General features: G+C 76.6%; 1 protein-coding gene. It reads right to left on the bottom strand.

Going from position 1 to position 20,760, the window contains the following annotated elements; genetic code table 11:
* Window positions 1-30 precede the first annotated feature (30 nt).
* Complete coding sequence (locus ACFVNO_RS23980; RefSeq protein WP_378895857.1) at window positions 31-20,679, bottom strand: ADP-ribosyltransferase; 20,649 nt, start codon at window positions 20,677-20,679, stop codon at window positions 31-33.
* Window positions 20,680-20,760 lie beyond the last annotated feature (81 nt).

The raw sequence follows: 20,760 nt of genomic DNA, 5'->3' as shown, positions 1-20,760 counted from the left end.
GAGTGGCGTCGGTCTCGCCGGGGCCGGTGTTCACTCCTCCTCTCCGCTGTCCGGGACCACTTCGGCGTACAGGACGTAGCCGCGGCCCCAGGGTTCGTAGGAGGTGATGCGGTAGGCGGTGCCGCGGGCGAGGATGATCTCGCGTTCGTGGGGGTGGAGGCTGCGGTCGCCGACCCACAGGCCCCGGGTGCCGGGCGGGAGGGTGAGGCGGATGAGGTCGGTGGGGGAGCCTCCGGCGGCGCTGGGGCGGGGGCCCAGGGACGCGGACATGAACCCGGGGTCGGTGAAGGTGCGGCCGATGAGGGTGGAGGGGTCGGCGGTGCCCCCGGGGGCCAGGTGGTCGAAGCCGTACACGCCGCGCACCGCTTCGACGCCTTCGGGTAGGGGTGCGTCGGTGGCGTGGTCCAGGCGCTCGATGATGTCGAGGACGTCCTGCGCGTCGGGGTACATGCCCCGCCCCCTCTTGTCGGGGAGTGTTTCGGCGATCCGGCCGGCGGGTCCGGCGTCGCGGTAGAGGTTCTCCAGGGCGGCCTCGGGGTGGCGGGCGTCGAGGACGCTCCGGACGGCCGCCTCCTGTTCGGGGGTGAGCCTGCCGCTGTTGAGGAGGTGGGGCAGGGTGTGCAGGGCGGGCCACCGGCCGTTGTTGGCCTCGTACAACTGCCAGCCGGGATGGGAGCGGCTCTGTTCGCGGCGGCGGTCGAGTTCGGCCTGGACGGTGTCCTCGTCCAGGGGCTGGAGTCGGGAGAACTCGCCGATCCAGCCGTCGGCGGTGTAGGCGTGCACGTACCGGCGGGTGCGGGGCGGGAGCGCGTCGTGGGTGTTGGGGTTGAAGTCGGGGTCGTGGAGGAGGTCGCCGTAGTCCAGGAGGCCCGCCTCGCCGGGGAACCGGCGGATGCCGTCGGAGCCCAGGACCCCCGGCCCCTCGGCCGGCGCCGTGTACTCGGGGGCCCCGACGACGAACACCGGGACGTCGGGACGCAGCAGGGGCGGCACCGCGGCCGTGGCGTCGAACAGCCAGGACAGGTCGCCCGCTCCCGGTGCGGGGAGGGCGGCCGCCTTGGCGGCGCCCGGGTTGAGCTCGGCGTCGAAGAGCCGGAACAGGGCGTCCTCCGCGCCGCCGGTCTCCGTGGCGGAGGTCTTCTCCTTCCCGTCGCGCAGGCGGTCGAGCAGCTCGGAGTAGGGGTAGTGGGGCGGGGACTCCTCGTCGCCGTAGGCGGGCAGGGGCTCCTCGCGCACGCCGTCGGCGTCCCGGGGCGATCCGTCGTAGGCGGGCGGCAGGCCGCGGCCGGAGTCCGAGGCGTCGGCGGGACCGCCCTCCCCGCGGCGGCGCGGCCCCTCCGGGGCGCTCCCTCCCGGGGTCGGCGGCCCGTGGCGGCCGTCCCGGCCCGCCGGGGCGGGCCCGCCGCCGTGACCGGTGCCGGGCGCCGGAGGAGCGCCCTCGTCGCCGGAGGCGTCCGAGTCGTCCGAATCATCGGAGTCGTCGCCCGTGTCCGGTGTCGCCTCGGGGACGTCCAGGTCCTGGAGGCGGGTGTTCAGGGCGTCCAGGTCGTTGTGCAGTCCGCGGAGGCCGGTCTCCAGTCCGCGCAGGCGGGGGAGTTCGGTGTCCGTGAGGTCGCGGACCCGGGTGTCCAGGTCTCCCAGGCGCGTCTCCAGGCCGGTCCGGTCGGTCAGCAGGGTGTCCAGGGTCGTCCGTACCCCGTCCAGGGCGGTGCGCAGGTCCGGGCGCGCGTCGAGGAAGGGGGCGTGCTCCCCGGCGATCCGGTCGGTCCGCGCGCGCAGGTCCGCCAGGTGCCCCCCGGACCGGTCCACCAGGGACCGGACGTCGCGGGTCCCCTCGTTCACCCGGGTGACCGCAGCCTCGGTGGCCCGGCGCTCGGCCGAGACCGTCCGGCCCCGCTCCGCCACGGGCCGGTCGAGCCGCCCGGTCTCCTCGATGAGGGCGTCGAGCCGGTCCCGCATCCGCTGGACCTCGGCCCCGCCGCGTTCGGGCCGGCCGGCGAAGGCGGACAGCTCGGCCTCGAAGGCCGTGATCCGCCGGGTCAGGTCGTCGACCTGCGCGCGGGTGGTGAGGTCGGGGGCGGGCGGGGGCACCCGCGCGGCGTCGGCGCCGCGGGCGTCCAGCACCCCGTCCGCCCGGTCCAGGGCGGCCGCGGCCTGATCGAAGGCCCGCCGGCCCTGGTCGCCCTCGGTGCGCACGTCGCCGATCACGTCGGCCACCAGCGGCCCGCCCAGGCGGGCGAGGTCGGCGGCCAGGTCCTGCTGGACCCGCGCGCGCTCCTCGAACCGGGGCAGGTTCCGGCGGGCCGCCGCGTCCGTGTCGCCGAGGACCCGGTCGATCTCCGTGCGGACCGCGCGGTTGCGCGCGGCCAGCTCCCTCTCCTGGTCGTACAGGGTGTCCAGGTCGCCGCCCAGGCGGCGGACGTCGTCGCCCGCCGCGTCCTCCCGGGTCAGGGGCCGGTGCCGCGCCTGCGTGTTCAGGGTCTCGGTGCGCATCCGGCCCACGCGGTCGCCGACGGACTCCGCCAGGGCCCGGCCGCGGCTCAACCGGCGCGCGATCCTGTCCTGTGCCGCCCGGGTGGCGCGGGCCTGCTCCCGTGCCCGGTCGCGGTGTTCCTCGGCCCGGTCGAGGAGGGCGCGCGCCTCCGCCAGCAGGGCGTCCCGCCGGGCGTCGAGCGCGTCGATGTCGGCGGAGGACTCCTCCCCCGTCAGCGCGGCGCGGTCGCGCTCGAAGGCGTCGATCCCGTTGCGCAGGTCCGTCACGGCGGCCGGGGCGGGGTCGGCGGTACCCGTCGGGACCGGGAGGGCAGCCAGCAGGTCGTCCGCGCTCCTGACCAGGGACGCGGCGCGTTCCACGTCCGCACGGGCCCGCTGCTCGCGCTGCCGCAGGTCGGTGACGGTGTCGCCGATCGCCTCGGTCTTCCCGCGCAGGTCGGCCGCGGGGTCCTGCGGGGCCCCGGCCCGGGGGTCGAGTTCGGTGTCCAGGGTCTCGCGCAGGGTGGTCCCGGACAGCCCCGGAGCCGCCGGGACGGCACCCGGCGCGGGCGCGGCCGACGCGGACGGGCCCATGTCCCGGCGCGCGGCGTTGAGGGCGTCCACCCAGGCGCGGGTGCTCGCCTCGTACCGGCGCAGGCTCTGCCGGTACCTGTCCTCCTGGGCGCGGTAGGCGTCCCGGGCCTCCTGGAGGCGTTCCGCCGCCCACTCTGAGGTCTGCGAGGACCCGTCCCGGGGCTCGCGCGGCGGCCGGACGGCCCGCTCCTCCTCCGTCCGCCGGTGGACCTCGTGGGCGCGCAGGTAGTCGCGGACGGGCTCCTCCAGGCGGCCGCGCTCGCGGCCGTAGGAGCCCTCGTCGTCGCCCATGGTCTCGGCGGCGCCGTGGACGCGCTCGGCCCCCGCGGCGAGTTCGGCGGCCCGCTCGGGGGTGACGATGCCCAGCCGCACGGCGTCGTCCTGGGAGACCCACACGCTCACGGTGTCCCGGGTCAGCCCCGTGTAGGAGTCCTTGCCCGAGGAGGCGCCGACGATCCAGGTGGTGTCGAGCTCGACGAGGTAGGCGGGGCCCAGGCGCTGGACCTCGGCGGTCGGCGGGCCCGCCGTGGCGATCCCGCGCCCGTCGGCGGCGGTCGTCGACGTGGCTCCCAGCTGGGTGTTGAGCGCCCCCGCCAGGACGCCGGTGTGCTTGTCGTAGACGTCCTTGTCGGTGGTCAGGCCGGCGGGGCGGAACGAGGGGTCCAGCGCCGTCCCCGAGTCGTGCTCGGAGGAGTCGGACGTCCCGCTCTTGCCGCTGCTCGTGGTGCTCAGGCGGGCCCCGGCCACCACGTCCAGGATCCGGGCCCCGGACAGGTCGGGCAGGGCGGTCAGGCTCCACCGGGTCGAGCCCAGGTCCATGAGGGCGACGCCGTCCCCGTGGCCGGCGGTGCGGGAGAACAGCGCCTTGAGGGCGACGGACTCCAGCCCGCTGTCGAGGGGGGAGTGGCGGCGGTCCAGGTGCAGGGCGTCGGCGACGTGCTCACGGGCGTGGCGCAGCCCGGCGGGGGTGAGGTTCCCGCCGGCGTCCCGGTCGCCGTCCCCGGGCTTCCAGCCCAGGGACCGCGCGACCACGACGGCGGCGGTGTCGCGGACGTCGCGCCCGCCGTCCTGCACGGCGGTCGGCATCATGACGAGGTCGTCGGGCAGGCGGGTCGCGCGTCCGCCGGTGAACTCGGCCCCGGAGCGGTCGGCCAGGGCCTGTCCCAGGTCCCGGCCGCGGGCCCGGGACACCGTGTCGCGCAGGCCGCTCCGCCGGCCGGAGCCGCCCGAGGACTCCGTGGACCGGGGCGAGAAGTCCAGGTAGGAGGCGGGGTAGTAGGTGTGGATGCGCCCGGACTCCCCCCGGCCCGTGGCCTCCAGGTCGTCGGGTCCGCTCAGGCGCAGCACCAGCTCGCTGTCCTGCTCGACCTTGGCGTAGGGGCCGGAGATCTCCAGCTGCACGGTGTGGGTGACCTCGTCGGAGCTCCCGCGGGTGCGCGTGTCGGAGGCGGAGGCGCCGCCCGAGACGGCCGGCGAGGTGAACAGCGGCCGGCTGCCCGGCTCCTGCCCGGGCGGGTTCGCGTCCCCGTCGAAGCGGGTGGGCTGGAGCGGGACGAGTTCGCCGCCGACCGTGTCGCCGGTTCCGCGGGAGTGGCTGCTCCCGGTGGCGGCCGTCCAGGTGTGGGACTCGATGATCGCGTCGCTGGAGGCCAGGTACTCGACCTTGCGCTCCCGGGTGCGCAGGTCCAGGTGCACCCGGGCGTCCTGGGCGGACCCGCCGTGGTTGGGGCCGTCGCCGGAGATCCTGCGCACGCGCACCGACACCGGCTCGCTCGTGCCGGACGTGGTGCCCAGCCGGGTGGTGAGCGCCTCCAGCAGCCGCTCGCGGCTTCCGTCGGTGAGCTCGTACTTCTGGCGGCGCAGGTCCCCGACCAGGCTCTCCAGCGCCGCGGTGGGGTCGGCGGGGCGGATGCGCCGGCCGGAGTCCTCGAAACCGGGCCGGACCCGGACGTCGGTGATGTCGGCCGGGTCGTCCTGGGGGGACAGGGAGAGGGTGCCGTCCCCGTTCTCGGTGACCCGGTCCAGGACGATGCCCGCCTCCTGGGCGTCCCGGGCCGGGATGTAGCCCGACATCAGGTCCTGGAAGCGGGCCGTCCACCCGCGGAAGTACTCCTTGGCGAGCCCCGGGCCCCGTTCGTGCAGCAGCGCCACGGCCTGGGTCGCCCGGCCCGCCAGCCGGTACGCGTAGCCCAGGGCGGCCTTGGGGACGATGGTCGTGGAGGCGGTGAAGGACGCCTTGGCGGAGGTGCCGTCCACGGACCGGAAGAAGTTCCAGGCGTTGTTGAGCCCGCCCACGGGGATCGGCCGGGTGGCGTCCCTGGGCGGAACGGCCGTGTCCGGGTCCTTCTGGCCGGCCTCGTCGACGATCCGGTTGCCCGTCCCGCCGCCTGTGGCGCCCACGCGGAAGGTGCCGCTCTTGGTGACGGTGTCGGAGGCGCCGATCTCCACGCTGGTCTCGCCGTGGGCGATCGTCTGCATCTCGACCTGCTGGAACTCCGCGACCCGGTCGGGCTCCACCCGGGTCGCCGTGGTGACGCGCAGGTCGCGGGGCGACAGGACGCCGCCGCTCATCTCCGGGCGCGAGCGCCGCCCGGTCGGGGCCGTGGTGGAGGGGTCGTCGGCCATGCCGGTGGGGGAGAGCAGCTCCTGGAAGTGGGTGCGCCCGCCGGTGGTGTTGAGGTAGGTGCGCAGTTTGCGCTCGAAGCCCTGGAACAGGCCGCGCCGGAAGCCGGAGAACAGCTCGAAGGTGCGGCTCGCGGAGCCGATGCCGACCCTCTCGACGGAGCCGCCGACCCGGACGAGGTCCTCGGCGCGGCGGCGCTCGCGCGCCTGCTCGGCGGTCTCCCGCGGGGTCCGCCCGGACCCCTCGGCCCCGTCGCCGGCCGACCGGTCCCCGTCGCGGTCCGTCGCGGCCCCGTCCGTGCCGCGTCGGGAAGCGTCGCCGTCCGTCGCGGCTGTCCGCGCCGAGAAGGGGCCCTCGATCAGGGCGCGCGCCTGGGCCTCGGTGAGGTCCCGGTGGTCCTCGCCGCCCTCCCGGGGAGGCGGGGACGCCGTCTCGGTGAGGACCCGGGGCGTGATCACCGTGTACTCCGCGCGGATCGGCCCGGCGAACAGGTCCGTGCCCTGGTCGGTGCCGCGGGCCTGGTCGGAGCCCTCGTAGTCGCTCATGCGCGCCGTGAACGCGACGGGTCCCCGCCAGACGTCGGAGCCGCCGGGGAAGAAGACGGTCTCGTCGGCCGCGTGGGTGACGGCGCGCGAGGTGTCCGAGGAGTGGGCGCGGGAGCCGCTCAGGGTGCCGCTCACCCCGCCCATTCGGCGGCCCATGCCGCGGGCGTCGGCCTCCCGGGAGCGCAGCAGGCCCGCTCCCGCCGTCAGGTTGACCGTGTGCGAGGAGCCCTTGCCGCGCGAGTCGCCGCTCCTGGCGTTGCCGCCCAGCCGCACGCCGGTCTCGGTGGGCGTGCGCCCGTCGAAGGACAGCGCCCCGAACTCCGCGTGGACGTGCACGGTGACGCTGTCCGGGCGCACCACCTCCTTGCCCTTGACCGTCAGCGCCGGGTCGACGACGGCGTTCTCGGCGAGGTGGATCATCAGGCCCGGGTCCGACGTCAGCTCGCCGGTGCGGCCGTGCAGCGCGTCGGGGGTGAGGGCGTCCAGGACGCGCAGGGTGTTCTCGCGCGCCACGTCGTAGTTGCGGCGCGTACCGTACCTCTCGCGCCAGGTGCGCTCGCCGCGCGGGGCCCGCTCGTTGCCGGGGCGCCGCGCGTAGTCGCGGCGGTTGCGGGCCATGTCCGGGATGACCATGCCGGGGTGCTCGCGGGCGACGGACTCCAGCACCTGCCGCTGGAGGCGCTCGTACACCGTGGAGCCGTCGTCCGCGGTGCCGTCCGTGCCGTCCGCCTCGTCCCGGGCCGCCGGGGCGCCGTCCCCGCCCTCCGTGCCGGGGGCCCGCTCTGGCGGGTCGAAGCCGAGCAGGGTCGTGCCGCTGAGGTCGGTGACGGTGTCCCCGCGCAGGTGGGCCATGGGCGGCCGGGGGGACTCGCCGTGGTCGCGCCCGCGCGGCCCGCCCCCGGCGGCGTCGTGGAGGGCCTCCGCGTCGCGGCGGGAGAGGATCTCGACCGTCTCGCCGGTGAAGGCGTGCGGGCTCTGCTCCCCCTCGATCCGCACGAAGATGTCGCGTTCGACGCGGTAGGCGAGGAAGTCCTCGGTGTCGGCGATGTCGCGGGCGATGGTGCGGCGGGAGCCGGTCCGGGAGGAGGAGTGCCCCTCGGAGTCCAGGGTGCGCGAGTAGACGTACTCCAGGGTGGGCACGTCGATGCGGGTCATGCCGCCGCCGGGCAGCGACAGCTCGATGTTCACGCCGCCGCCGAAGCTGAACCCGAAGCTCCTGCTGCGGCTGCCGGAGGAGGTGACGGTGTGCTCGGAGCCGTCGTGGCGGGTGAGCTCGCCCAGGTGCGGGGCGTGCCCGAAGGCGCGGTACTCGGTGGCGGAGGACGCCAGGCGCACCATCCGGGACGAGCCGTCCTGCCCGAAGAGCTTGAAGGTGATCGGCCCCCGGTCCAGGTGGGGCAGGTACTCCTGGAGGGAGTCGTTGTCGAGGACGGTCCGGATCGCTTTGTGCAGGTCGCGCGCGGCCCTGCCCCGGGACCCCCGGGTGCCCTTGCCGGTGGCGCCCTCGGCGCCGTCCGGCGCGAGGCGGTCCGCGAGCCAGGTGCCGAGGTCGGTGTGGGCGGGGGCGGCCCCGTCCTCTCCGCCGTGGGGGACGATCCGCTCGACCTTGACGGGCAGGCCGCCGTGCAGGGTGCGGGGGTTGCGGCGGGGCGCGGGCCCCTCGGAGCCGGAGGAGGCGCCATCAGCGCCCTCCCCGGCGGGCGGCCGGGGGATGCTGATGTGCTCGGGGGCGCCCTCGGGGCGCTTCTCGGCCTTGCCGGACAGGATCAGGGCCAGGCCGTCGCGCACCACCGCGGGGCGGGGAGCCCGGGCCGTCGGCCCGGCGGGCGGGGTGGCGTCCAGGTCCACGCGCAGGTCGGTGGCGTAGACCTCGGCCGGCCCGCTGTTGTCCATCGCCTGCACGGCGGTGGACTTCGAGGAGCCGCCGCTCGCTCCGCCGCGCAGCCGGGTGCCGCCACTGGCGCCCACGGTGAGGCTGGGGCCGATCGGGTCGCCCAGGAACGTCGGGCCGAAGTACAGCGGGTTGGCGGTGAACTTGACGCTGACGCCCCGGCGGGCGCCGCGCGTGAGGGTGTCGCCGGAGGAGACCGTGCGGGTGCGCTCCTGGCCGCCGATGATCGCGGCGTCGGTGCCCTCGCCGTCGCGGATGGGCACGTGCCGGTAGGCGGGCGGGACGCCGCCGCCGGGCCGGTCGGAGGACAGCCTGACGTGTACCGTCCACCGGTCCCCGGCGGGGCCGACGGTGATCTCCGGGCCGGTCCCGGTGAAGAACGGGTCCATGCCCTCCTCGCGCGCGATGCGGTCGACCTCGGCCAGCACCTCCTCACGCCGGGCCCGGGGCATGCGCGGGCGCATGCCGCGCAGGGACCGCTCGACCGCGTCGGGGACGCCGTCGGTGCGCAGTCGGCCGGGCCCGACCATGCGCGATCCGATGAGGTAGTCGAGGTCGTGGGCCTCGCCGTCGCGGTCCACGGCGAGCGAGCCGTCCAGCGTGTACGGCGCGGGGTCCCCGCCGTCCCCGTCATCGGTGGTCCCGGTCCCGGAGCCGTCGTCGTCCGGGGCGCCGGGGTCGTCGTCGGGCGAGTGGTCCTCCCCGGGGGCGCGGCGCGACCCGGAGCCCTCGCCGGTCTCCGCGGGGACGCGGTGCGTCGTCCCCGAGTCCTCGCCCGTCTCACCGGTGCGGGAGCGCCCGTCCGGCCCCAGGGTGTCCAGGGCGTGGTCCAGGAGGGCGAACACCCGGACATCGGTGGAGCCGGGCACGGGCAGGGGGGAGTGGTCGCCGTACGGCGACTTCGGGCCGAGCGGGTCGGGCAGGCCCTTGGGGCCCTTGGCGTTCAGGGCCTCCAGTAGCTCGGTGTAGGGGTAGGGGGGAGGGGACTCCTCGTCGTCGTAGGCGGGCAGGGGCTCCTCGCGTACGCCGTCCGTGTCCTGGGTGTCCTGGGACTCCTGGGCGTCCAGGGCCGGGCCGTCGTAGGCGGGCGGCAGCCCGCGGTCGTCGGCGGTGCGGTCGGGGACGCCGGTCCCCTCAGGGGAGGAGTCGTCGGAGCGCGGGCCGGACGCACCGTCGGCGTCCGGCACCGTCGAGGCGTTGTCGTCCGAGGGTGTGGACCGGGTGTCGGACGTGCCGTCTGCCTCTGTGTCCCGGGACGAGGTCTCCGGGGCCCGGCCCGTGCCGGTGTCCCGCCCGTCCTCCCGCCCGTCCTCCCGGCCGCCGTCGCGGTCGTCGGACGGCGGCGGGCCGCGGTGCCCGTCCGAGCGGTCCCCCTCGGGGTCCGGCCGCCGCGTCGATCCGCCCCCCTCACGGCGGCCGTCCCCGGGCGGGGGAGCGCCGCCGTCGTCGGAGCCGTCGTCCCCGCGCGTCACCGGGCCCGGGACCTCGGCGCCGTCCAGCCGTGCGCGCAGCCCCTCCAGGTCGCCCCGCAGGCCGCGCAGGGCGGTCTCCTCCCTTTCGAGGACGGGGATCTCGGTCTCGGTGAGGGTCCGGTGGCGGGACTCGGGGCCGTCCAGGCGGTCGGCCAGGCCGTCCCTGAGGTTCCGCAGGCGTGCGACGGCGTCCCGGGCAGCGGTCAGGGCGGCCCGCTCCGGGGCGCCGGGGAAGAGCGCGTCGGACCGCCCGGCGATCCCCTCGATCCGGGTGTCCATGTCCCCGAGCCGGGCGTCCGCGTCGTCCACCGCCGCGCGGACGGGGCCCAGCCGTTCGGCCGCGCCCTCCGCCGCGGCGCGGCCGGAGTCCAGGCGGGTGCCGACCTCGGCCTCGCGCCCGGTCACCGGAGCGGTGAGCCGGTCCGTTTCGGCGATCAGCTCCTGCCGCCGCCGCTCCATGGCCTCGACGTCGGCCGTGCCGCGCTCGGGGAGCGCGGAGAACTCCTCTAGATCCCGGGCGAACCCCTCGATCCGCCGCTCCAGGTCCGCCACCTGCTCGGGCGTCGTGAAGCCGTCCCCGCGCGGCGGCAGCGGGGTGTGGGCGTTCGCGTGCCCGTCCAGCAGGCCGGCCGCCTCGTCCACCGCGGTCCCGTGCTCCGGCCGGCCCAGCCGGGTGCCCGGCGGGGCGGTGTCCCGTTCGACCCCGGCCGCGGCCGTGTCGACCAGCCTCTCGCCCAGGCCGGTGAGGATCCCCTCCAGTTCCGCGTGGAAGCGCTGCTGCTCCTGGAGGCGGAACAGTTCGGTGCGGGCCAGGGTGTCGGTGCGGGCCAGCAGGCCGTCCAGGCGGGGTTTCAGCGCGTCGGCGGCCGCGGTCCGGTCGCGCAGCTCGCGGTCGAGCGCCTCCAGGGTCCGCCCGGAGTCCTCCAGCCGCGCGGCGGGCGCGGGGGCCTCCGGTGCGGGCGCCCCCTCGGGGGCCGGGGCGGGGGTCCGGAGGCGCGCGTCCTCCACCAGGCGGTCGTGCTCGGCCGCCGCCCGGTCCCGCTCGGCCCGCAGCTCGGCGAGGTCGCCGAGCGCCCGCTCGGCCCCGGTCCGGGAGGAGTCGACCAGGTCCAGGACGCCCCCGATCTCCGCCCGGGTCCGGTCGGCGGCGTCCGCCAGGTGCGCGCGCAGGTCGCGGGCCTGGGAGAGGAGGGTGTCCACTTGGTCCAGCAGGGCGTCGCGCCGGGCGGTCTCCGCCGCCGCGTCCCGGGGGGCGCCGGTGTCGGAGGAGAGCCCCTCGACGGCCGTGCGCAGGTCCAGCACGTTCCGCAGGCGGGCGTCGATGCCGTCGGCGTCGAGCAGGCGGTCCCCGCGCGGTACACGCGTGTCGAGGGTGCGCTCCGCCTGCCCGGCGCCGTCCTCGGCCTGCCCGACCCGCTCCCGGGCCCGGTCGCCGCGCTCGTTCAGCGCGTCCGCCGTCGTGCGGTCCTGCGCGACCCGGGACTCGAAGAGCGCCTCCGGCGCGTCGTACGCCCGGCGGGAGGCGGCCACCGACTCGGCCCAGGACCGGGCGCTCTCCTCGTAGGACTCCTTCGCCCTCTCCACCTCCGCCTCCTGGGCGAGGTAGGCGCTCCGGGCCCGGGCCAGCCGGTCGGCCGCCGCGGGGGACGCCTCCGTCCCGTCGGCGGTGCGCTCGGCATGGTAGGCGGCGTGCGCCTCCCGGTAGGCGGTGACCGGGTCGGTGAGCCCGCCCCGGGCCTCGTCGTAGGACAGCTCCTCGCGGCCCATGGCCTGGGCGGCCCGGCGGGTCTCCTCCGCCCGGGCGGCCAGGTCGCCCGCGTGCGCCTCGGTGACGACGCCGAGCCGGATCGCGTCCTCCTGGGACACCCAGGCGCTCACCTTGCCGCTGACCCGGCCGATGTGCTGGTGGTGGGAGTCCTTCAGGAACGGCAGGCCGCTCTCGGAGCGCGCCCCCAGCAGCCAGGTGGTGTCGAACTCGATGAGGTAGACCGGGCCCCGCTTCTCGTTCTGGGCGGTCGGGGGCGTGTCCGTCCTGGGACCGCCCCCGTCGGAGGAGGCGCCGACCGGGCTCGTGGCCGACACGTTGGGCGCCCCGGTCATCACGGCGGCGTGGTCCTTGAAGTCCGGGTGCCCGGTGTTGATGCCGGTCGGCCGGAACCCGCCCTCGGCGGTCGCCCCAGCGCTGTGGGAGAGCCCGTCCTCGGAGGCGTGCTCCTCGGTGTCGCTCCAGTTCAGCCGCGAGTCGGGGAGCACGTCCAGGACCCGGGCCCCGCGCAGGTCGGGGGCCACGCCCAGCCGCCAGTCCAGGGAGCCGATCCTCATCAGGGGCACGCCCTCGTCCGCCCCGAGCGCCTCGGAGAACAGGGACTTCAGGGCGATGGACTCCAGGACGCTGTCGATGGGCGTGTACCGGGGGTCCAGGTCCAGCTCGTCGGCGAGGAAGTCGCGGGCGGAGTCGATCTCCTGCGCCGAGTAGACCCGGTCCGCCGCGCCGGCCGCGTCCCCGGGGCCGGGCGTCCAGCCCAGGGAGCGGGCGATGGTGACGATCGCCGTGTCGCGGACGTCGGCCCCGTGGCCGCCGACGGCCGTCGGCATGACGATGCCGTCGCCGAGGCCGGCGGCCCCGCCCGCGGTGTACTGCCGGGCCAGCCGGTCCCGCATCGCGTCCGCCAGGTCGGGGCGGTCGTCGGCCGGCCCGCCCCCGATCCGGGGGCCGCCGCCGGAGCCGGTCTCCGTCCGCGGGGCGTCCGTCCCGGAGAAGTCCAGGTAGGAGGCGGGGTACAGGGTCCGGATCCGGCCCGCGTCGCCGTCGACGTCGAAGCCGACGACCTCCCTGTCGGTGAAGGGGACGTGCACCCTGCCCCTGCCGACGTCGGTCGGCCTGTCGAACTCGATGCTCAGCTCGAGCGTGCCCTGCTGGGCGACCTTGGCGTAGGGGCCGGAGGTCTCCAGCTGCACCGTGCGGGTCCGCTCCACCGTGTCGGAGTGGGTCCGGTCCTGCGAGGTCGTGTGGCCCGCGCCCCCGGCGGGGGTCAGGAACAGGGGCCGGTGGTCGGGCTGGTCGTCCGGCCCCCGGTCCTGGCCCTCGAAGGGTGCGGGGATCAGGTGCGTGTGGTCGGCGCCCACGGAGTTGCCGCCGCCGCGTGAACGGCTCCGGACCTCCTCGGACTTCCAGGTGTGCGACTCCACCATCTCGTCGGCCGAGCCCAGGTACTCCACCTCGGGCGCGGTCGTGCGCAGGTTGACCCGCACCACGCCCGAGGACGACGCGTGGCCGAACGGGGCGCCCTTGGGCCGCACCTTGACGGCGACCGGGACGTTCGTGCCCGAGGACTTGCCCAGCTGCGTGGTCAGCCTGTCGAACAGCCGCTTCCTGCTGCGGCCGGTGAGCTCGTACCCCCGCCTGTCGAGCTCGCGGGCCAGGGACTCCAGCGCCGCGGTGGGGTCGCCCGGGCGGATCCGCTGCCCGGTGTGCTCGAACCCCTCGCGGATCCTGACGTTCCCGGCGTCGTCGGGCTCGGGCTGGGCGCCCTCCTCCAGCGTCCCGTCCGCGTTCTCCCGCAGGCGGTCCACGATGACCCCGGCCCGGCGCGCGTCGCGCGCGGAGATGTAGCCGGACGCCAGGTCGGAGAGCGACGCCTTCCAGCCCCGGTAGTGCGTCGACCACAGGCCCGGGACGGCCAGGCCCCAGCCCTTCATGAGTTGGACCGCCTGGGTGACCGTGCCGCCGACCTGGAAGGCGTAGCCCAGTGCGGCCTTCGGAACGATGGTCAGCGACGAGGTGAAGGTGCCGGCCTCCCCGGTGGTCCGGCCCGACCGGAAGAAGTTCCAGGTGTCGGAGAGCCCGGTGAGGGGGATGGGGCCGCGGGCGGCCGCCGGGGTGAGGTCGTCGGGGCCGTCGGCGTGGGCCTTGTCCGGGTTGGTCGAGCCGCCCGCGTTGGCGCCGATCCGGGCGCTGCCGCTGGTGGTGACGTTGTGCGAGGCCCCGGCGTTCACCGAGGTCTCGGCGTGCAGGACCGGCTGCATCCGGGTGAGCTGCATCCGGGTCACCTGGTCGGGGTCGGCCCTGGTGACGAGGTCGGCGCGCCCGTCGTTGGGCGAGAACAGGCCGCCGGTCATGTCCATGGCGTCGCGCTGGCCGCCGGGGGAGAAGGTGGCGGGGTCCCCGGCCATGCCGGTCGGGGAGAACAGGCGCTCGAAGAACGACCGGCCCCCGCGGGTGTCCAGGAAGTGCAGGAGTTTGCGGCCGGCCGCGAACTGGAGGGGCGACACGGGGGCGGACAGCAGGCCGCGGGCCCGCCCGCCGAGGTCGCCGCGGGTGCCCCCCAGGTCGTTGTTGACGCGTTCCAGCACGCCGTCGTCGACCAGGGCCCGCGCCCGGCGGGCGTCCTCCCGCGCGGCCTGCTCACGGCCCTCCCGGCCGGGGTCGCGGGTGTCGTCCCCGCGGTCCCCGTCGCGGTGGTCCCCGGTCCGGTCGGCGTCGCGGCCCCCACGTCCTTCGTCGGTGCCGTCGCCCCGGTCCCCGTCGGTGCGGTCGCCGCCCTCCGTCCGGCCAACCCCGCCGGACTCGGTCGGCGCGGCGGGGGCGGGCGGCGGGGGCGGTGCCAGGGCGCCCTGGACCAGGGCGCGCGCCTCGTCCGCGGTCAGGGTCTCGACCTCGCCGTCCGTCGCCCGCGGCGGGGCGGTCACCGGCTCGGAGAGCATCTTGGGCGTGGTCAGGGAGTACCGCGCGTCGATCGGCGCGCTCAGCAGCGGCACGCTCTCGTCCCTGCCCGTGACCTGCTCCGAGGCGTCGTACTCGTGCAGGCGCGCGGTGAAGCGGACGTCGCCGCTCCAGTCGTCGGAGCCCTCGGGGAAGAGCAGGAGCTGGTCGGACTTGTGCTCCGAGCCGTGGGAGCGGTCCTTGCTCCAGGCCCGCGCGATGGTCGCGGCCACGCTCCCGCTGCCCATGGTCTTGGCCATGCCGCGGGCGTCCTCGGGGTTGCCGCGGGCCAGGCCCGGGCCCGCCGTCAGGGTCCCGGAGTGCGAGGCGCCCTTGCCCCGGCCCGACTCCTGCTTGGCGGCGCCGCCGACGTGGATGCCGGTCCTGCCGTCCTTGGATTCCTGGTGGGTGAGCGCGCCGAACTCGGCCTTCACCCGGACGGTGACCAGCCCGGGGCGGTGGAACTCCCTGCCGGTGAAGGTCCTCCCGAGGTCGATGACCGCCTTCTCGTCGAGGTGGATGGCCAGGCCGTCGCGGGAGGCCAGCGCCTCGCCGTTGTTGTTGAGGAACTCCTCCCGCAGCATCCGCTCGACCTTCTCGGTGTTCTGCCGCGCCACCCTGCGGTTGCGGCGCAGGCCCCAGTGCTCGCGCGGGGAGCGGGAGAAGTACGGGGCCCTCTCCCGGCCCGGCCTGCGCGCGTAGTCGGTGTGCGTCCGGGACAGCTCCGGGACCACGATGCCGGGGAGCTTCTCGGCCAGCCCCGTCAGGATCTGCCGGATGAGGTGCTCGGTGACCTGGTCGGGGCGCCCATCCGGGGCGGTGCCCCCCTCCGTCGCGCCCCCGTTCTCGGTGCCCGGCGTCCGCGGCCAGGAGAAGCCGCCCAGGCGGGTCCCGTCGAACCGGGTGATCCGGTCCCCGCGCAGGTGGTCGAAGGGCGGCCGGGTGTCCGGCCGGGGCGCTGCGTGCGGGTCGGGCAGGCCCCGCGCGGCGGCGTCCAGGGTCCGGGCGTCGCGCACGGAGAGGAGTTCGACGGTCTCGCCGGTGAACGTGTGCCGCTCGGTCTCGCCGTCCACCTGCACCACCAGGTCGCGGTCGACCGCGTAGGCGGCGAAGTCGTCGGTGTCCGAGGTCGCCATGGCGAAGGTGTCGCGCAGGCCGGTCTTGGAGGAGTTCTGCGTCTCCGAGGACCACGTCCTGGTGTAGCCGTACTCTCCGACCGGGGCGTCCAGGCGCACCCGGCCCCCGGGCAGGCGCATCTCGACGCCGAAGCCGCCCCCCACGGTGAAGCCCGCCTTGGACGCGCGCCCCTGCGTGTCGGAGCGCGTCTGCTCGGTGCCGTCGTGGCGGACGAACTCGTCCACGCGCGGGGTGTGCCCCTTGGCCCGGTAGTCCGCGGCCGGGGACGAGATGTGCACGACCCGCTCGGTCCCGTCGGGCAGCACCGCCGTGAGCCGGACCGGGCCCTGGTCCATGGCGGGGAAGTACTGCCGGATCGAGTCGTTGTCGAGCTTCCCGGCGAACTCCTCGCGCCAGGCGCGCTCGGCGTCGGCCCGCTTCCCCGTGGCGGGCTTGCCCTCGGAGTCGGTGCGCGGCGGCAGCAGCCTGTCGGCCAGCCAGGTGCCCAGGTCGGTGTAGGCCCTGCCGCCCTTGGGGCGAGGCCCGGTGGGGACGACGGAGGACACGCTGACCGGCAGTCCGCCGTGCTCCAGGCGCGGCCTGCGGGGCGGCGCGCCGGGGCCGCCCGTGGTCTCCCCGTCCGGCCGCGGCCGGAAGCGCATGACGGTCGGGGCCCCCTCGGGCCGGGGCCTGACCTCGCCGGGGACGACGAGGGCGACGCCGCGGGGCACCACGGCCGGGCCGCGGTCCGGCGGCGGGGCGCCCCCGTCGGTGCCGGGGGGCGGGCCGGGCGTGCGGACGCCGCCCGGGGGAGCGGCGACGTCCACGAGGACGCGCAGGTCGGACGTGTAGACCTCCGGGGCGCCCTTGCCCTTCACCTCCAGGGCGGTGGAGCCCTTCTCGGAGCCGCCGAACGTCATCGTCCGCAGCCCCAGGCCGGCGCTGCCGCCCGCGGACAGGACGGGGCCGAAGGCCCACCCGTCGGGGGTGGCGGACAGGAAGAGCGGGTTCACGTTGAACTTGGCGCTGAGGCCCTTCTTGGTCCCCTGCGAGGAGGACCCGCCGGCCTTGCCCTCGTGGGAGGCCCCGTCGGTGCGCATGGTCGCCGTCCGCACCTCGCCGTCGTCCGCGACGGTCGCGCGGTGGTACCCGTCGGTCCCGTCCCCGCCGTCGCCGCGCAGCCGCACCTGGAAGTGCCACCGGTCGGAGCCGCGCCGCACGGTGTGGGAGACCCCGTCGCGGCCGAAGAACGCGGTGGCGCCGGAGCGGCTCCGCATCTCCTTCTCGAAGTGGTCCAGGGCCTCCTTGCGCACGTCCGGGGGGACGAGGAAGCCCTGGGCGTCCACGGAGTCGGAGATCGCCGTGCGCACGAGATCGGCCTCGACGTGCACGCCGTCGAGGTCGATGAAGCGGGTGGCGACGAGGTAGTCCAGGTCGACGGGGGACGCGGTGCGCTCGGGCGTCCGGTCGCCGTCCCCCGGCGGCGGGGACGGCGGGGCGTCCTCGGAGGTGTCCGCGGTGCGGTCGCCCTCGGCGGTGTGCGGGAGCGGTGCGGGAACCTCGTCGTCGGACCCGTCGCGGGCGCGGTCGTCCCGCGTGGTGCGGTCGCCCCCGGGCGGCGGGGGCGCGGACGTGTCGTCGTCGTAGAGGTCGTCGAAGGCGCGGTCGCGTTCGGCGTCGCGGTCGACGGTGTGCGGCGGGGCGTCGTCCCCGGAACCGGGGAGGGTGCGGCCGTCCGTGCCGACGGGATCGCCGGACCCGGTCACGGGCACACCGGCCTCGTCCCGCGGCGGCGCGGCGGGGGGCTCCCCGCCGGCGACGGTCGGCGTCGGCTCCTCGGGGGTCTCCTCGGAGGGGACGGAGCGGTCCTCGGGCGTGCGCTCCACACCGCCGGAGCCGCCCTCGGGCTCCGCCCCGGGCGGGATCGGTCGGCCGCTCTTGTCGAGCCGGACCAGCGGGATCTCGGCGGTGAAGACCTGGACCGTGGTCGGCGGCGGGGCCAGGAGGGGGACCGGCCCCAGCAGCCACTCGAGGTCCCCGGCGAACGACGACGGGGCCACCGGCGCCTTGGCGTCCTTGGTCCCGGGGGCGCCGACGAGGTCGCTGTACGGGTACGCGGGCGGGGACGACCGCTCGTCCTCGTAGGCGGGCGGCGCCTCGTCCCGTTCGGTGTCGTCGGACGGGCTGGTCGCGTCGGTGGCCACCGACTCCGCGTCGTCGCTGAAAACGCCGTCGGCCTCGCTCACGGCGTCGTCGTCGGACTCCGGGGCGTCGCGCTCCGCGACCGGGGCCTCCGGGACCGGGGGCGCCGCCGCTTCGCCGGGACGGCCGCCCGGGTTGAGCTGGTCCTCGAACGAGTACGCCGGGGGAGGGGTGTCCGGCACGGCCGGGCCGTCCGGTCCGCGCTCCGGGGCCCCACCGTCCGCGGTGGTGTCGCGCGCGTCGTCCGACAGCGCATCCTCGCGCGGCCGCGGGTCCCGTGGGTCCTCGTCCTCGGCCTTCGGCGGCTCGGGCGCCTCCTCCGGCCGCCCGTCCTCGTGCGGACGCGGGTCCCGAGGGTCTTCGTCCTCGGTCCGCGGCGGCGCGGGTGCCTCCTCCGCGGCGGCCTCGCGGGACTCGGTGCCCTCGACGGGCGGCGGGGGAGCCTCGCCGGTCGACGGCTCCCCGGTGGAGGTCGGCGGCACCTCGAAGCGCCCGCCGCCCTCCGTCCCGGGGGGAGGCGGCGCGGACTCCCGGCCCTCGCCCTCGCCCCAACCGGGCGTGCTGGAGTCCTGCCCGTGGGGGGCCGACGGGCCGGATTCCGTCGGCACGGGGGTGTTCGGGTCGACCGGGGCCGGGCCGTGCCCCTCCCCGTTCGCGCGCGCCCCGTCCCCGGTGCGCTGCGTGCGGGTGTCGCCGCCCTGGCCGCCCGTACCGCCCTGCTGCTGGCCGGGCTGGGGCGCGCCGCGGTCGCCCCCCGCCACCACGGGCGGCGGGGCGGCGGCCGGACCCCCGGCCTGCTCCTGGCCCGGCCGGTCGGTGCGCACGGCGCCGTCCGTTCCGGGAGGCGGCGCGGACTCCCGGCCCTCGCCCTCGCCGGAACCGGGCGTGCGGACGTCGTACCCGAGAGGGTCCGAAGGGTACTCCGGGGCATCCCCGAACTCCTCCCGGCCGTCGATCCCGACCGGGGCGGGCGGGCCGTCCGGGGACGGTGCGGGAGCCCCATCGGCCTCCCCGCCCCGGCCCGGCGCGGGCGGGCGCTCCTGGTGGCCCCGGGTGTCCTGCGACGCCTCCGGGGCGCCGTCCCCGGAGCGCTCCGGGGACGGCGGCTGCTCCAGCGCACGCGCGGGACCGCCGGTCTCGGGCGGCGCGACCGGCCCGTCCTGGGGCCGGGGCGGCCGGACGCGGCCGTCCTCGTCGTCCGTGCGCGCGCCGTCCTCACTCCGGACGGGCGTGCCGCCGTCGGAGTCCGGGTCGTCGTTCCGGTCGCCGCGGCCGAGGTCCACGACGATGTCCGTCCCGCCGCGCCCCGAACCGGATCCGGGCCCCGGCGGTTGGTCGGAGCCCGCGCCGTCGGCGGTCTGCGTCGGCACCCGGTTCCGCGTCGGGTCGGCGACCGGCTCCGGGCCGGGGCGGGTGTCCTCCCCGGGCGGCGGCACCGTCTGCGTGTCCGGGGCCGGGGAGCCGCTCAGGGCGTCGATGCCGGCCAGCGCCGAGTCGGTCGACACCTGCTGGACGGTGTTCATGCTCGCGCCGGACGTGGCGGAGTACACCGACGCCTTGAAGCCCTCGCCCATGGCGGCGTTGCCCAGGCCCTCGCCCAGGTAGCCCTCGGCGGCCCCCGAGCCCGCGCCGACCCCGAGCTGGGTGAACCACATCCCCTTGCTCCGGAAGTGCTGGTACACCGGGTCGAGCATGTCCTGGGGCAGCCGTGACAGGTGCTCGCGCACCGGCGGCGGCAGGTGGTCGCCCAGGGTGCGCGATAGCTGCGCCCCAGCGTCCGGGGTGTTCCAGGTGCGCACCAGCGTGTCCGCGTAGTCGGAGCCCAGGCGGCGCGCCTGGTCGGCCCCCAGCGAGGCGCCGAAGTTGCGCTCGAACACCCCCGCCATGTCCTCGCGGAACCGGGCCCGGTTGGCGGCGTTGTTCCAGGCGGTCGCCCCGGGCGGGGCGTTGGAGCCGAACGGCACCGCCATCTCGTCCCGGTGCCGGGAGAACACGTCGGCGAGGTCGCGGTTGAGCCCGCGCCCGGAGGTCCCGGCCCCGGGAACGGGGACCGGGCCGCCGACCGGCGCCGGATCGGGGCGCGGCGTCGGCGACGGGTCGGGCCGGGGGACCGGGTCGGGGTCGGGGCGCCCCCCGCCCGGGGGAGGGGGCGGGACGTCGGCGTCCGGACCGGTCGGGGGGACGTCCGGCCGCGGCGGCGGGGGGTCCGGCTGCGCCGACGGCACGGGGTCGGGCCGTCCGGAACCCGCGGGCGGCGGCGCCACGTCGTCGATGTCGCGCAGGGGCGGGGGCGTGGGCAGGGGTTCGGGCACGCCCCTGCCCACCGGCGGCACGGGCACGGGGTCGGGCAGGCCCCCCAGCACGTCGATCCGGTTGTTGATCAGGTTGACGATCTGCCTGTCGAACACGGCGCCGACCAGCCCGGACAGCCCGGCCGAGACCAGTCCCTCCATCACCGCGCCGACGTGGGCCCCCTTGGTGAGGTCGTGGTCCCAGGTGTCGCGGGTGCCGTTGGCGATCTGGATGCGCTGGATGACGCTGTCCATGCTCGCGAAGAGCTGGCTGATGATCTGGTGGCCGGGCACGGTGAGGAGGAACCAGGCCAGGACCCGCTGCATGGCCAGGCTGCGGATCATCTTGAAGATGGGGATGTACTTCAGCGTCGCGCCGAAGGTGAACTTGGCCATGGCGATCGCCCAGGCGATCTCCACGAGGAGCTGGGCGAACTGCACCATCACCATCGCGGACATGTACTCCGCGTTGGCCGCGCCCTTGCGCAGCTCCACGGACAGGGTCCGGGAGATCTCCGCCGCCGACCCCAGGTAGTCGTTCTCGCCCTGGGTGAACTGGTTGATGGACCGGTCGTAGTAATCCGACGCCCGGCCGCCGAAGTTCCGGCGAACACGGCCGCGCACGGTGTTCATCAGATCTTTGAGGTCCTGGGAGAGCCTCGACCAGAGGCCGTCGTAGATCTCGGCCGCCGCGCGCATCGCCGGAGGGTCGGCGGTGGGCACCTCGATGCCGGTCAGGACCTGGATGGCCTTGCGGCTGGAGTCGGACATGTTGGGATCCAGCGGCACGCCCGATCCCCTCCCCTTCGACCCGCCCGCGGAGTGGGGTCACGTTAGCACCACGAACCGTGC

It is taken from the genome of Nocardiopsis sp. NPDC057823 (assembly GCF_042797335.1).
Taxonomy (GTDB): Bacteria; Actinomycetota; Actinomycetes; order Streptosporangiales; family Streptosporangiaceae; genus Nocardiopsis; species Nocardiopsis changdeensis.
Note: the sequence above shows the minus strand (reverse complement) of the source record. Positions and strands in the feature narration are given on the sequence as shown.